At 48.5% G+C, this 16,297-nt stretch carries 9 protein-coding genes and 1 pseudogene; 4 read left to right on the top strand and 6 right to left on the bottom strand.

Going from position 1 to position 16,297, the window contains the following annotated elements; all coding sequences use genetic code 11:
• Positions 1 to 7,248: hypothetical protein (locus AT710_06075; protein ID KUO91640.1), on the top strand; the 7,248-nt coding region annotated here is incomplete at its 5' end.
• Between the two features lie 59 nt (positions 7,249 to 7,307).
• Here AT710_06075 and AT710_06080 read toward each other — a convergent pair.
• The 3 genes from AT710_06080 to AT710_06090 all read right to left on the bottom strand — a co-directional run bounded on the left by AT710_06080 (position 7,308) and on the right by AT710_06090 (position 8,549).
• Complete coding sequence (locus AT710_06080) at positions 7,308 to 7,676, bottom strand: hypothetical protein (GenBank protein KUO91641.1); 369 nt, start codon at positions 7,674 to 7,676, stop codon at positions 7,308 to 7,310.
• A 253-nt stretch (positions 7,677 to 7,929) separates the two neighbouring features.
• Positions 7,930 to 8,259, bottom strand: a complete 330-nt coding sequence (locus AT710_06085) for an AbrB family transcriptional regulator (protein KUO91648.1) — start codon at positions 8,257 to 8,259, stop codon at positions 7,930 to 7,932.
• A 53-nt stretch (positions 8,260 to 8,312) separates the two neighbouring features.
• Positions 8,313 to 8,549 carry a hypothetical protein gene (locus AT710_06090; GenBank protein ID KUO91642.1) on the bottom strand — a complete coding sequence of 79 codons (237 nt, stop codon included), beginning with the start codon at positions 8,547 to 8,549 and terminating at the stop codon, positions 8,313 to 8,315.
• A gap of 95 nt (positions 8,550 to 8,644) precedes the next feature.
• On the opposite strand from AT710_06090, the gene AT710_06095 reads away from it, so the two are divergent.
• Positions 8,645 to 10,351 carry an acylphosphatase gene (locus AT710_06095; protein KUO91643.1) on the top strand — a complete coding sequence of 569 codons (1,707 nt, stop codon included), beginning with the start codon at positions 8,645 to 8,647 and terminating at the stop codon, positions 10,349 to 10,351.
• Here the strand turns inward: AT710_06095 and AT710_06100 are convergent.
• From AT710_06100 to AT710_06110, 3 genes are all read right to left on the bottom strand, one after another.
• Positions 10,335 to 11,243 carry a hypothetical protein gene (locus AT710_06100; protein KUO91644.1) on the bottom strand — a complete coding sequence of 303 codons (909 nt, stop codon included), beginning with the start codon at positions 11,241 to 11,243 and terminating at the stop codon, positions 10,335 to 10,337. The two genes, AT710_06095 and AT710_06100, sit on opposite strands and share 17 nt — an antisense overlap.
• Before the next feature lie 10 nt (positions 11,244 to 11,253).
• Positions 11,254 to 11,850: a cobalamin adenosyltransferase gene (locus AT710_06105; GenBank protein ID KUO91645.1), complete on the bottom strand. Its 597-nt coding sequence runs from the start codon at positions 11,848 to 11,850 to the stop codon at positions 11,254 to 11,256.
• Positions 11,851 to 12,059: 209 nt separating this feature from the next.
• On the bottom strand, positions 12,060 to 12,257 hold the full coding sequence (locus AT710_06110; GenBank protein KUO91646.1) for a hypothetical protein: 198 nt from the start codon (positions 12,255 to 12,257) through the stop codon (positions 12,060 to 12,062).
• A 50-nt stretch (positions 12,258 to 12,307) separates the two neighbouring features.
• On the opposite strand from AT710_06110, the gene AT710_06115 reads away from it, so the two are divergent.
• A complete protein-coding gene (locus AT710_06115; protein ID KUO91647.1) occupies positions 12,308 to 12,505 on the top strand; it encodes a hypothetical protein in 198 nt (65 codons plus the stop codon).
• Between the two features lie 569 nt (positions 12,506 to 13,074).
• Positions 13,075 to 13,532, top strand: a pseudogene (locus AT710_06120) (hypothetical protein).
• The last annotated feature ends 2,765 nt before the right edge of the window (positions 13,533 to 16,297 follow it).

Here is a 16,297-nt window from a genome sequence, read left to right on the forward strand (position 1 = left end):
CAACTAATAGGATTTGATCAAGCCGGCGAGGCCAATCCGGTCAGCTTTAACATAGGGATCAACTACACCTACTTCAACCCAGGCACTGGATCCCAAGTAACAGTAACACTGTACTCAGTCACCCATTACCCATGGGGAGGATATACAAGTGGTTATATATGGAGTGGCTCGCTGTTATCAGGTGGAATTATGGCTGCATATGACTTCTTCAATGATACTCTTGTTGGTGTTTCCTCACTTAATGGATATAATTATGGAGTTGGGGCGGCTGTGCCCGAGTTCGTGTTGGGCATTGGATTAATATCGTTCAATGCCGGCGCGGTATCCGATATAAAGGGTAACTTAATAGCTGGATCAGCGTTTGGACTCAGCGCTTACCCTGTTTCCCAGGATTCGCTGCTCTTTGAGGTAATGGCTAACAGGACTATACTCTACGGTCCATTACCCATAAACTTCCTCTTAACGCCCAACGTGGTTAGCATACCCGCAGTTGAGTACACGGGCGTTGTAACTGAGGTTCCGCCTCCAGGCACTAGCTCTATACCTACCGTTACTCCCTTGTCCGTTAGCGCGTTGAACTTGGTGGTGGAGTATCAGACTAATGTTGGTACTTGGGATGTGGCTGATCTAAACCTTGCACCCCTAGTCAATTACATGATACAGAGTGATACCACGTACGAGGAGATACCCGTGGTGTACACGTCGCTGCTTCCCGTTGAGTTCTATGTAACTCTCTACACTCCAACGTATTCCGTATTCAGCCAATCCCCGCTGCCGGCCGAGAAGGCCCAAGCGGTTTCTGCGGCGCTATACTATGGAACATCCACGGCCTCGCTATCATTATTGGCGACGGGCGGCGTCACCATTAGCGGATATAGCGATGTAGCCATATTCCCATCCCTACAAATGGTTTACAATCACCAGGGAGTGCTCAGCCAATCCCCAGCGGTTCTAGTGCCGTTGCCCACGCTAATGGGCGACATAAATGTGGTGAATGGAGCAGTAGTTGGCCAGTACTTGCCCACGCTTAAGTCAGCCTTCTATAGGCTGCAGCTCAACTATGATGGCATGCAGGTGGGCGTCGGCACATTCAATGCCACATATGTTGCCAACAAAAGTGGAATAACGACGACGGTGTTCGGGTCACCGACCACTGCCTCTGGGCAATACGTGGTTCCCGAATTCACGGCGTACTACCCACCATCCCTGTACCCAAGCACAGTTAATAATACCTTATACGGAGCAACCGCTGAGCAGTCCGTTACTTTATCCAATGGATTAACGCTATTAAGTGAACAGGCATACACTGCAGTCCACGTCTACTTCGTTAAGGTGGAGTTCCTGAATCTCTGCAATGAGCCGATAACCAGCGGAGTCGTCGAGGTCTCAACTCCATTCGGCAGCTTTAATGAGACCATTGCATTCTCCTACCCATACACATTGCTTCAGTTCCCAGTGAAGGTAAATGTGTGGAACGTGCCGATTCAAGTGGTTAAGCCAACAGCTAACTTCACATTGATTTACTTCGGCTACGTGATGCCATCGGTTAGCCCAGTCACTAGGCAGCCGACCGGCACCGTGACGCTCAACGCCACTGGCGTGAACAACATTTACTTCCCATTAATCGACATAACCGTTAATGTGGTATCCACCACAGGGTACTCGCTGCCCGGCTTCGTGGTGGAGGCGCTCAGCGGAGTTAATGGGCAGGAAATGGTGCAGGGAATAACCAATGGAACCGAGGAATTCAAGATGAATGGGCTAATAACTGGTTTCAGCACTGCCGAGCCTTACGGCATGGCTATAGTGACTGATGTGCCCATAAATGCGCCGTATATAAAGCCATTCTCTTACTTCACGCTTGAGGTTAGGACACTCTATCCGAGCGTGGATAATGCATACACGTACACGCCTCAGCAGAATGCATTGAACCAATCATTCACGGCATACGCCGAGTGGCTTAACCTTAACCAGACGACCACTGCATACACCTATGGAACCAGGGGAGAACTTGACCAGAACCTATTGATTTACTACAACACCTCATACACCGTGCCAATGACCGCCACATGCTATGAGGTATTCAAGATAACCGTGCCCGTTGAGAACCTGCGGGTATATGTAACCGATGTCGCTGGAAACGTATTGGCGAACCAACCAATTTACCCAGCGTACCCAGGAGTAGCCATATGGAGCAACACGACGCTTGTGCTGAATGATCAATTCAGTCCATACAACTTAGCCAGCATTTGGTACAATGAGACCGCCAATGAGGTGTATAACCAGACTGACTTCAACCTAATAGCTATAGCCGGCGGATTGGCCCAGTTCAGGAACTTATCGCAGACTTACCTCTATAAGGAGAGGGCTGCCGTGGCATCCAGGAACTATAACTGGGTGCTCGGCAATGCCTCATTCGTGGACACCGCCGTGGTGCTGGCCAACGCCTCCAATGCGGGTCCATACGCCGTATTCACTCTGCCCAGCTACCTGATATCTGGACAGGGAACGGCGTTCAGGGCCAGGGCATTCATGCCTGGACAAATGTTTGATGCGAAGGCATTCTACCTAGGCTATGAAGTGTTCAGCAGCGTGTTCCCAGTGCCTCCAGCCAATGAAATAGCATTGGCATTCAGTAATGGAACCATTAAGTACGTCACCAGCTACACCGTCTACATTGGTGGAAAAGCCACGCCAGTTCCGCTTGGCTCCGTTGTTCTAGTGACCAGCGTCTACCCGATACAGTTCACTGTGACAAGCAAGTCGCTCCACTACACGGTGCCCAACACAGTGGTTTCATTGACGTTCTATGACTCATTATTCAGGGGATACGTTAACACCAGTAATACTGGATTCGCGACTTGGGGCAAATACTTCAATGGCTTAGTTTACCCATTCAGTAGCTATGCCAGCGCATACACGACCGGTAACTTATTCGTGACGCAGGGAAGCAAGTGGATAGAGATAAGAAAGGTCATCGGCAATGCCTTGGTGGCGGACTACTCCAAGGAAGCCTACAATAACTCCGCCTCACTGGTATACTACATGCTGCCCAACCTGTTTGGAGCAAGCATTAGCGGCACAACCGTAACCGGNTTACCCATGAGCAACCTGTATAGCAATGCTAAGGGATACTACTTCAACGTGACCGTTGGCACCCCANCCTTCGCCATAGGCTACAGCAATTACGCAGAACCATTCGTCGCGCTGGATCAAGTGCCCAGCGTCACTGGAACAACCAAGTTCGCCGAGTTAACGAATGAGTTAAAGACGCCGCCAGCCACCATGATGGTCACCAATGCTGCTGGGAATGAGACCACATTCGTGTTCACTAACTTCGGCGGAATACCGCCGCTTAGCTTGAGGTCAATGGAGACCTACATAATGGTGATGCCGGGAAGCACCATTAAGGGCGCAGTCGCAACAATAATAGTGACCGTGACTAATGCCACGGCAAGCTATAACTTCACTCTAGGAACCGTTGATGTGACTCCGCAATTCCAGGCAGCGTTAGGCAGGTGGGACCCATTAGTGGTTCCACTAACATCCATCTCGCTGCCGAACCTAGTTGCCGAGCTAGTTAAGACGCCCAACCAAACATTGAGCCTGGCGAAGCAGATACTGANCNGAGNAGCCNANGTGACCGCGATATATGTTAACNTAACCATGATGGGGACCGGTTCATGGACNAATGAGACGAATGCAGTGCTCAGCACAGGNATNGGCGGCTACTCAACNCTCACCAGCGCTAATCTCTATAGCAACACGACTAACANGAATGGAGTTTGGTGGTGGAAGGTAGTGCCCGACTCAACGTGGGCACCATACTTCGGCACCCCATTCACGGTACTGATACCCGTGGGAAGCAGTGGAGTTGCTACATTTGATGTACCCACCTATGCGCCAAACACCGCTGGATACACTCCAATAATGCCAACAAACATAACTGGTAGGCTGAATTCACTGGTTTCACTGGCCAGCGAACTATCTCAAGCACCGTATACCTCAGTTGGGAATGCCTTGCTCTTCGCTAAGATAGCGAGGGCATACGTGTTAGGCACCCAGAATACGCCGAACCTAGCTCCAGCCGGCATGCTGAATGTATACACCGCAGGATACACGCCGTCCACGCTAAATGATATAGTGCCAACCCCATACGTCAACGCCACCACCTTCATAGTGATGAATGCATACAATGTAAGTGGCGGATGGAACACCGTCTACGCCGGCAGCCAAGGAACCGTGACCAGCAACATGATTGTGCCCGGAGTCGGCTTTGGAACGGGAGCCGGTTCCTGGCCAATATATGGAATCTATGGACAAGTAGATGGAACGCCGCTCTACCTAGTGGACAGCGCACAGGGAGTCGTTAACTTGCCGACGATAGCCCTGGAGGGCATATCAGTATTCAATGACATGACGACCCCAGCGCCACAACCATATGCAATACAAAGCCTATCCCTGAAGCTCAGCGGCTACACCTTCATAGTGAATGGAACCGCAGTTAATTCAACGACATATAGTTCACCAATGGCTCTACCATTTGGAGAGATAACCACTGTCCCCGCTAAGTACATTTACGGCAGCAGCGTGTTGGCGAATGCAACCATGAAGAGCGGCTATGTTCCAGTGCTGGAATTCTATGAGCCGCAGCTGAACGTGACCTTCACCGTGGTCTACTCGTACCGGTACAACGTCACATACACTAAGGCAACTGCCAGCTACAACTTCGTGCTGCCCAACGGCACAATGATAAGCCTCGGATCACTGCAGGGATACGTGAAGCCAATAGTTGTTACCGCAAGCATAACTGTGCCGGACGTATTCAGCGAGATATATGCTGGAACCCACCTAGGATCCGGTAATGGCTATATAACGAGAGGACCCGCCGTATTGAAGGGCAAGAACGATACTGGCTTCGTGGGACCCAATGACATATTCCCAACCACTGATGGGGATGAGTTCGCCAAGATATGGCTAAACGGGACCGCCACACCCATGGCATACTACTCGCCATCGATCCAAGTGCAGGACTGGAACAGCAGGCCTCTGGCTAACCAAACCATAGCTGCCTACTTCGGCAACCAGTTGGTCGCATTAATGATATCCGGCAATAACGGTACGCTGCTGCAGCCATTACCCGTCAGCATAAGCGTTACTCTATCTGCGAATTACGTGGCATCCAATGGAGCCATAAGCACGGTAACTAGCAGCGAGGCTGAGGGAGTACCAGTGAGATACTTCACGGCTAATTACACGTCGGCAACCTATGATAATGTCACTATTGGAATCACCAGCAATACCGCGGCTCAATCATATGGATATCCAACGCCTAGGATCGTGGTGTATTGGTATGATAGTTACCTGCTCTACTTGATAAACGGCGCTAGGTATCCATACATAGATGTCTATGATACTGGCGTTCAGAATGATATCACTCAACTTGGCGATGCATTCCAGACACAGGCAGTGAGGACCTACGTTTACCCAGTGACGATAACTGTTGATACTGTCGGTGGGCAACCGGTCAGCAACGCCACCGTTATAGTGACTGATACCGCGACTAGGGGATTTGAGTTCATGGCTAGCGGAGTCACTGGAGATGACGGCAGCTCCACCATATATGATATAAGGGTGTCTCACCTCTTGACGCAGCAAGTATATAGCCAAGTGCCGGCCACTAACTTCAACGTAACTGCCTACGCCTATGTACCAGGCGTGGGTTACGTGCCTGTTGGAGCAAGCAGCTTCTCAATACAGAGAGGAGCAACAGTACCAAGCAGCGGATTCAATATAGTGATGCGGGCAGTGTTGACGCCTGTAACGATCGGAGTGAGCACTGGATTACCTATAAGCGCCTCGACCAGTCTAGGCACTGTGCCAACTGGCGCCCAGCTCAGCGTTGCAGTAAGCGAACCAGTGTATCAAATAACTGGAGTCGGTGGATTAGCTAAGGTATCCAAGGTAGGAACTACCACGGTGTACAGCGGTACATTCACCGTGCCGAGCAGCGGCCAAATAGAGACCCCACTATTGCCGATAAGTACCTCTGGAGCATCAATATCGGTGACCGAGAATAGTTGGATGGGAATACCCATTAATTACGCAGTGAATTACTACCTAGGCAGCAGCAACTATAGTGCACCTCTGCAGTTCACTGTACCGGCCGCCGAGGTCTCGCTGCAGTACCCAAGCAGCCTAGTTCCAAGCCAAGCCACGTATAATTTGACCTATAATGGAATGAATATAGCAACCCTCGACATAACTGGAGCAGTAGTGGTTCCCGCATTGCCAAGCGGAACCCTAGGCTACTCGCTGAGCGGCTCAGTTGATGGGGTGCCCATAACCCCAATCACCGTCTCGGTAAGCAATGGACAAGTAGAGCCAGTATCAATACCAGTAGGTAAGTTAGCCGTGGGCTTCGCGGTGGCGCCAGCATCCAGCGAGCCCTACACAGTTAACCTGCTATATAATGGAATGACTGTGGCAAGCGGAAACACTGCAGCAGTAAGCTTAGTGGTGCCGACAGGTACCTACACGTTAACCGGTACCCTCAATGGAGTACCATTAAGTCCAGTAACGGTCAGCGTGAGCAGTGGAGCGGTCGCGCCAGCCACGTTCAGCACCGGTGCCTTAAGCGTGGGCTTCACCGGCGGATTAACTCCACAGAGCTACACACTGTCGCTATCGTATAATGGCAAGACCGTGGCAAGCGGAAACACTGCAGCAGTAAGCTTGACTCTCCCAAGCGGCAGCTACACGCTGAGCGGAAGCATTAGTAATGTGCCGTACACTGCGACTGTGACGGTTAGCAATGGCACGGTATCCACGCTATCGATACCAGTGGCTGAGCTTAAGGTGAGCGCGGTGTCCCAGAATGGAGTTGCATTCAGCAATGCGGCAATTAATGTGAGCTATAATGGCGTTGTTGTCGCGAGCGGCATAGGCTCCGTGGATGTAGTGCTTCCAAGCGGGAGCGGCTACACCTACACCGTGACCGTGAGCGCGTATGGAGCAACCTCGAGCAGAACAGTGACCCTATCGCCTGGAACCAGCTACCCATTGACGGTGACTCTACCAGTTAGCGGCTACATGATTGGAAACACATTCGTCCCAATGAGTACAGTGATACTGTTAATAGTGCTGGTAGTGATAGTGATAATAATAGTGGTCATCGCCTTGATAGAGTACGGCAACTGGAGAAGAAAGAGAATGGCAGGCGGACTCTTCGGTCCAGGCAGCAAGTAATAAAATTAAAACTAAAACCAAATCAAAATAATCCTTTTTCTTTCCTTTTCTTTTTCCTCTCACAACTCTTTGATCATGTTCTTGAAGCTCATTAGTTGCGAGACGTATTTTCCCCCAATTCTTTGCGCCTGCATTATCACCCAACCCCAATCAACTGGGGGCAGGAACCTAATTAGGGAACCCAGGTAATTCCCATTAAGTGGGAGAGAGAGCACTATGTCCTCCGGCGATATGTGGGGCAACCCGCCTAGGAGCACAGCCCTAGCGCTGAACCCGGGAAGAGCTACCTTAAACACATCATTATTGGCCTCCCTCCAGTAAATGGCTAAATCATTCTCCGATGAATCGCCTCGAAGCTTGGTGAGGAGCGATTTGGGACCACACGTCACTTCTATGTATTGCCTTAATTCCCAGTACTTGTCGCACATGATTGTCTTTAGTTCTTGGTTTTTTAATCCTTTATCTTAAGGGGGGTTAAGGGGGGCGGAAGAGCCCTCTCCTCGCGGAAGGGGATGGCCCCCTAGAGGCGTTTAAATGGTGGCGTTTCCGTGGAGGGTGAGGGCGTTAAAAGCCCAGAGGGCCGGGGCGGGAGCCGCCCGTAGCGCCCGTGGAGCTCCGCCTACTACCCGTGACGATGCAGGCTGGGCGGGGAAGCGGGAAGCCCCATGAGGACGGGGTAGTTCACTGCGCGGAGGAGCGCCTTACTTCTATTATGGTTATCTTATCGCCGGGCTGAATGCCGTACTTATCCCTGATATCCTTGGGAATAGTGAATTGCCTGGAATCGGTGTGCCTAGTCTTAAGTAGCTTAACTCCATGCATCTCTATCTTAATGCCCTTATGCTCCACCACTAGATCCACGTACCGCACATGAATCACGTTAAGCAATCTAACGAGGCTGGCCGGCATCAGGACCTGATTATTCATATATACCCTAGCCCCATAGGGCAAGCCATCCACCTTAAACCCAGGCGCACCTCTCCTCACGAGTCTGCTTCCTCGATTCAAAATTAAAATATTATGGATCCCCGGGAATCCTCCAGCAATGGATTCTTTTGCTCTGCTCACATTAATCTAGTCGCCATTATCTCGTATTCCTCTGCATCCTCATGCTCAGTCGTGGAGTCTATGCGTTCCCCAAGCATTTTAAGTAGGCGTTGAAGCATCATGTAGCACACGTAATTATCGGTTATTATTCTGAATTGAGTGCCTATCGGCATCTTGGATAATTCCTTCGCCACCGCATTAATTGGTTGGGGACACTCTACTCCCTTCACGTCGATCTCATATACTTGAGACATATTTGGAGAATCAGGTAACTGTTTAAATTAAAAATCTGCCCTGCATATTATGCATAGTTCAATGACTTTAAACGGCATTTAGCCATAGCTATGGCATGAATAGAATAGAGAGGTTTGAGTCACATATTAGGAAATACGCTGAAGTCGGCGTTAATTTAACGTCCCTCGCACTTGGTTGCTCGGTTAAGGTGGATCTATATAAAGTGCTATACCCAGCATTATCGATAATGAATAAGGAAATGGCTGGGCTTAACTTAGATATTTCGCCTAGGGAGGACGTGGCTGTCCTCAGCGGCCGTGGGGCTGAGGTCTCGAGGCTGATCACTGGACTAAGCGAGGTGAGGCTGGATAAGGGAATCATAGAGGAATTCGAGCCCGACACAGTTGTTTTGCTGGCTCAAGTGTTTCAGGGCGAGGCCGGGGACGCCGAGGGATTCGCCAAGGCAGTTCTCCGCCTCTATAAGGAATTGGGATCCACGAGGAGGAGAATCCTGATCGGGAAGGGGCACAGCATAGTCACCACTAAGCCTGGAACAGATGTTTTCATCATAGACATGATTAAGACCAGGGATAAGGAGGCGAATAGCTATGTTCTGGCCAATAACGATACCATACAGGTAATAGATCCAACTGATGAGGTGGCCTCCTACACGCAGGTATCCGTCGCCATCAGTAATGCATTAAATGATTTATTCGTTAAGGGAGCGTATGAGAAGCTAGTCATTTACCCCGTCTATGATGCGCCCAGCATGTACATGAATGAGATGAGGAGTAACATAGCTAGGTTCGCGGAATCCATAGGCGCCGAGCTGCGGGACGCGCCTCAACCGGGAATGGGGTACCTATTGATTGGGGCAACGGTTACTGGGGAAATGGATAAGGAGCCGCCTTTCTTCTATGATAAGATAAATGAGGATTTCCAGGTAATGGTAACGGGCCCCCTCGGGCAATTAAGCGTGATAGGCACCTTCGTAACCATTCACATCGATCAAGACCTCATGAGGAGCTTCGAGGAGGAAGTGATGAGCGTGGATGAATTAGAGGAGCTAAAGAATGAAACCATGAAGACAATGATGATACCCAACATCGATGTCGCCAAGGTAATAAATAGGCACTTACCGCTTATTGGGGAGGATTTCGACCCATTAAGGCACGTGGCGGCCACGGTAGATATAAGTGGGCCCGGCATATTTGTGTTCAAGGAATTAGCGGAGCAGGCCCGCGTCAATATTAAGCTGGAGAATGTGCCCCTAGTGAATGAGGCTGTGGCTAGATTCGCGGCTGAGAACTACATAATGGCGGACGCCACGTCCGGCACCAATGGTTCGTTGGCCATAGTGGCTCACAGGAAAGTTATTGAGGAGTTAATGAATGAGTTAAGCCAAATACGGCGGCTTAAGCCAATGGTGATTGGGAGAGTAATGGGGAAGGGAAGCGGGGAACTAATGGTTCCAAGCAATGTATTACCGCTCATAGCTGATAAGGGCCTTGCAGCCAAGCTTAAGTCCCCGGTCCTGACTCTAGATAGAAAGAGAAGGGCACTGATTAAATTATGGGGGGAAGTACAGGGAGTTGGCATGAGGCCAACCATAAGGAGGAAGGCGCTCGCCATGGGATTAACCGGCGTGGCCAGGAATGAGGCGGATGGATCGGTGACTGTAATAGTTGAGGGGGACTCGCTTAAGATCGAGGAGTTAATTAATTGGTTGAGGCGCATTAGAGTTGGGCGCATAAATAGGATTGATGTGAATTGGGGCGAGTACGTGGGGGAGCACAAGTCCTTCACTATAAGCGAAGCATGATGATTAGGTAAGCCACGTAAGGCGCCAACCCCACTAATAGTGCTGGGGTTGGTATTTTTCCCCTGGAGACGAGGGGGAGCATTACAAGGGATGAGAATACCGTGGCTGCAACGCTCCACTCGATTGCTGCCGCATCATTGAATCCCATCGTTAGGAGAAGCAGTGCAGGGTAAAGAGTCGAGAATATTGCTTGCTCGCCTATTAATGCCCCAATTGCTAGGGTGTCTTGACCCTTATATGCCCAAATCATTGAACTCATTGTTTCCGGCAAGGCGGTCGCTATGGGAACCAGGACCAGGGATAGCGCTAATTCCCCTAATCCAAGAACTGATGCAGCTGACTCAACGCCATTGACCAATACATGGGAACCAATGGGAATCAAGACAAGGGACGCAACTAGCTTCGGGAGAAATGAGGCGTGGCCGCCATACTCCCCCGGCTCCATTGGGTTACCCCTCATCAATGCGATGAAAGCCACATATGCCGCCAATAGAATTGAGGCGCCGAGCCAATGTAAACCCAGGGAGGCCAGTAACGAGAATGGGTAAGCCCCAATAACTAGTAGGTATGGAATAATGAGGCGCCGCTGAACGCTTAACGAGGCTCGGCGAGCCAGGAAAAGCGGTATCGCCACCAAGGAGTACGATATGGTGGATACCATGAATGGTTCCCCAAAGACCGTGCCGATCCCCACGTCTCGAGCGCCCTGGTACAGGGACACTATTATAACAATGGCTTCAGGCATTGAAGTGAAGAGGGGACTCACGACTGAGCCCAGGAATGATGAGGACAACGAGAAGCGGGACCCAATTCCCTCCGCTCCCTCAGTGAAGAGGTAGGAGCCAATCATTACTAGGAGAATGCCTAGAATTAACTCGAGCCACCAATCCAATGCATTCCACCTATAATGCCTCCCTAAGAAGTTGAGCCGTTAAGTCATCCACTGTCTTAAATACCTTGCCCTCCCCCATGCAGTAAAGGAGTTGCGCGGCTATTTTATCCGCTTGATTAAGTATCATCATTACGTTAGCGGCCTTCTCGCCGTACTCCTCCACCATGCTTGAGGCGATCCTACCGCATTGCCTTAACTTGACTCTAAGGGAATCCACGGCGACTCCTCGCTGCGTCGTCGGCATTATCCACCCCAGCCTCGCCTCTCTTCCTCTGCAATTCTCGGCCACAAGGGACTCCAGCGCCTTCTCAACGGTAATCACTTTCCCCAACCGCTCATCGCTTCCCTGCACCATGTACGCATTTAATTGAACGGCTAGACCCACCACGATCGAGGATACGCGGGCCACGAGGGCATCGCCCTGTAACCTGAATCCATGCGATAAGTTGCTTAATTCATCTAGGCACCCCATTAATTGAATTGGCTGTGAATCCTTCCTTAGCCTCACGGTCTTCCCAAAGAGGGGAATAGTGCTGTAACCAGTATCGCCTGGACACGCAATTGTATCCCCCGATTCCACGCAATCAACGAATAAGGGCAACTTCACGAGGTAATAAGCGGGGAGTCCCTATATATCATTATCGCTAAAACGAGGAACCAATATTACTTTCATCATTTGCGTCCTCATAAAGTGAAACGGTAAACTCGCCCTTTACAGTAAATCAAAACTTTTTTAGTGAAGGATGGCTATTTAACGTTATGGAAACCATAAACAGCATCCTGCGATCCAATAATGGTAAAGTACTTATTATGCATTCATGAGTCTATCGACAAGGCTATGAATATAAAGGCTCGAGTATAGAGATCCATTGGCGTAGGCCTGCGTGGGNTCAAGCCCCACCCCCGCACCAAAAAGAATAGGCCTCCTAATCTAATTCCCCCAACCATGAACAACATGAACCACCATGTACCGCTAACCAGAGCCCAGGCGCTAACCGCTAGGCGCGCAACCAATCTAAAAGCACAATTGCTTGAAGGCCATTAAAAGCCCTACCTAGTTAAGCTTGGCAAGGGGGAGGCAGAGGAACCTTAACAATGAAGCTTATGTGAGCCAATCACTGAGGCCCCCCGGGGCAAGGATAACCAGATCAAGGAATCAAGTAACTGCTACATGCAACGCGGAGCGATTATGGCCGGCGCTCAGGATGATTAGGGTTGTGGGGATGGGCATGTGGCTTGGGATGATTGCACGCCTCCGCTAGAGGCTCAGTGAGGCGCTTAGTGAGCGGGGCGTTTGATTGGGGGGATTATGGGCATGGAGGAGGACATTAGCAATCGCCTAATGACGCCAATTGAGGAATTGAGGACTTGAGCAATCAACTGCTTCCCAACACGGGCGCCGTGTACGGTATGGGGCGCTNTACTGATTGTCCCATTCATTGGAGCCATTCATGAAGGGGCGGTATGGGGCTCTTTACTCGCAATGCTCTTGGCTATTGCTCACTATAGCGATCACGCTGGGAGCGGGATGATGGGTAGGCTTAGCCTAAACTAAACATACCTCATAAACCCAGTGGCAAAACTTAAAGGCTAATGTGAGTGGGTTTTTCGGGGGTGTGGAGTGAAGCTGGGTTGGTACTTGGTAANCGGTGTTGGCGTCGTTATTGCCCTCGCCGTTGTTGCCTTCCTCATGCTGCACAATGCGCATGAGGCGCCAGCGCAGTACATGGGTTCACCCAATGGATATGAAGCATTTGTGCCACAGAATACGATAAATTATAATGGGAATACTGATCCTATAGGTGATTTAATATTAAATAATGGAACTACAATACATAATACAATATGGGATGGACAATATGCAGGTACAATAATTCAAAACCATAACCAAATAGGTCAATTGAATAATCAATTTGTTGGACAAACTGATCCAGTGAATAATCAACCATATGTAAACTTACAGGATTTCTATGTAATTAAAGGTCAAGTACCAGTTCAACAAGTAACAATAAATGGACAACCATATTATGTAATAGAAGCAAATAAAATAAATCCAGCAGATTTTGCGGGATTTCTTACCAAAAATCCTTATCAGTTCATGGCAGCAATAAACATGCCAAAAGTAACAGTAGCAAGCATACCAGGAAATTCGCCAGTATTCCAATGGACAAACACAACAGGAACAGTAGTATATCAAACAATGCTATATGGACACTACGGATCATTTGCTGGAAGATATGTATTGGTACTACCCAATGGAACCATAATTCCATATGGAGTAAATGGTGATGTTCTTGGTACAGCTCTTAGCAACTTTTATGTCCCAAATCAAATATATAATCCTTCCAGCTAATTTTTTAATATTTTTTAAGATGCATCTACAACATAAGGAACTCCATAAGTTACTATAACCCAATCCAAATACATAAATCCAGATCCTCCTCCAGAGCCTGCTGAAATGAACAAATAAGGGTTTCCATTATATACACTTTCAATATCCTGTAAGTGATGTATAGTAATAGATTGCGAAAGACTATTATATTGTTCTCTAGATCCAAAAGTTCCATTTATAAAATTATTACTTATATTGCCAGGATTAAAATACTGATAATTATACAAAGCTACTTGATAATTTACAGGTTGATTAAACGCTGTATTATATGCATTTATGTATGATTGTGCGAATAAAGGTTCACATTCTTCTTCTTTAAGAGGACAAAAAACTATTCCGGGTGGCATTGGTGGTGTTGCAGATGCGCTACATGTAGAACATCCAAATGATCCACAATTACATTCCCAATTGTATTGTTCTGAAGCAAGAGAATAATTAAAAATGTTTCCATTCATTAAGAAATATATATTCATATTATTATTTTCCGCCTGGAACCAATTATGCAACCAAAACAAGCCATTGATAATAATCATTTATTCCTTTGTTGATCTGGTGGCATAAAGGCAAAATAATGGTGATCAACGGCAAACCTAGCCATTCATGGTGGGGAGGGGGTCATCCTTCACGGCCTATTGGCCCTAAGGTCAGTAACCAAGTTACGCCTACCTGAACAGCTCCGTATGCGAGCCGAGCGTTGAGGCCGCTCTACTTCGATGCTTGCCGAGCGTGCACATAATCGGAGCCACTCCTAGCTAGTAGATGGCCTAGGCCCTGGGCATGGCGCGGCCCATATCGGTAAGGAGATGAAGCCAACTCATAACCTTAAGGCTCGAGGCCGGGCATTACCCACCAGCCCGGGGCATTGGTTACCAATATTAGGCAATTCACCTGTTAACTAATTTGGGCTAGGAGGCTAATACCCCTTGGCAGAGGCTGCATAGGGAGATTGCTGGGCAGGCGCTTGGTGGGGGGTTTGCTTTGCATAAGTTCTTCGCCTGGATGATTAGCCAGGGCATTCCCAAGCCCATTGATTCTGAATCCAAAGAAGGGATATAAGCGTATTTTGAGCGGCATAAATACAGAGAACAATGAACGGGAGTATTCATGAATATCCCTCGATGCGTGTGGGGAAGGCCCAGTAAAGAAAGTAAATATAACATACTGAAGGAGGCACTGGGCAAGACATTACGCGCTGGGGAAGGAGCTGGAGCAGAGTCGTTACACCGGTTATTTCTGGTCCACGCGTGATGCAAACGGTAATACCCGTGACCGTGGATTTTTCGGAGTCTATGGTACTTGAGGGGAGCCAGAGTGCATTCATATTAGCTAATTTTAATTAAATCTGATGCGGGTACTGTGGATATTAAGTGGACGCAGTATTACTCCACCGGGGTTCCCTAAGAGGAATAATGTGGGTGATGAGGCGCGGCGGGGGCAGAGCACAGAAATAGCTATACCAATAATTTTCCTTAATCAATTAACACTTATACATGAAACCTCTGTTAAAAAATGCGGAAGTGCGGAGAATTAGTGAATTACTTAATTAACTGAATTATTTCTTAAAAAAATGCGGAAGTGCGGGGAATTAGTGTACTTGTTAACTGAGATGTCGATAATGGGTAGGATGAGCGCGGTTAGTTTCCTAACTCGGAGTCTTAATTGGCTTCGCTAGCTAGGGATTAATCGCGATCCTCATCCACATGTTTCACAATGCATGTAGCGATTGCTTCCCGGCGCTCAACATCAACAATAACCGCTCCCCAATCAGATTCGTTAAGCATCGTTAAAATCTTTTTCCTACTTTTTCCCCCGCTTAACGTGGGCTGGCGCCAGGTCTACTTTTTCTACTTTTCTACTTTTTTCTACTTTAACGTGGGGACTGGGGGGGACTGCTTACTATAGTAAGCCCGCGCTTCCCCACGCGAATTTTTGCGCAGAGCTACATGAAGTAGAAAAAAGTAGAAAAAAGTAGAAAAAAACGCGTGCCGCGGGCACGTGCGCCCGATCTACTTTCCCTACTTTTTTCTACTTTTTTCTACTTATCATGAATTTGCGCCTGATCTACTTTTTCTACTTTTTTCTACTTTTTTCTACTTATCATGAGTTTGCGCTTTTTTCTACTTTTTCTACTTTTTTCTACTTTTGGAGTGGCTCCTCATAAGGCCCACATAAGGCTCCACATACTCCTGTGGGGAAGTAGATTTCTGGAATAAAGTAGAAAAAGTAGATAAGTAGAAAAAGTAGACCTGGGAACTAGAAAGGGAAAAGTAGATAAGTAGAAAAAGTAGGCCTGAGGAGCGGAAAGAAAAAAGTAGATAAGTAGAAAAAGTAGACCTGGGAAAAAAGTAGAAAAAGTAGATGCTGGGGTTAAATGGATTAGCATGGGGGAAGCCTCGCAATTTATGGCGGGGATGAGGGGGGATACAAATATTTGGTTTTTGTTTTTCTGATGCCCATCGTGGGGTTTAGGGCGTACGCCGATCGATGAACGTTGAGGGCGTTAAAGGCCTAATTGGACCGCCCACTACCCGTGGTGATGCAGGCGGGGCGGGGAAGCCCCTTAAGGGCGGGGTAGCTCACTTTATCATCATTTTATCCATTAGTAAAGCCCTATCGAGGTCTCTCATGCTGCCTATCTTTATGAATAGGCCATTCCCGAGCT

The organism is Thermocladium sp. ECH_B (assembly GCA_001516585.1).
In the GTDB taxonomy this organism is placed as follows: Archaea; Thermoproteota; Thermoprotei; order Thermoproteales; family Thermocladiaceae; genus Thermocladium.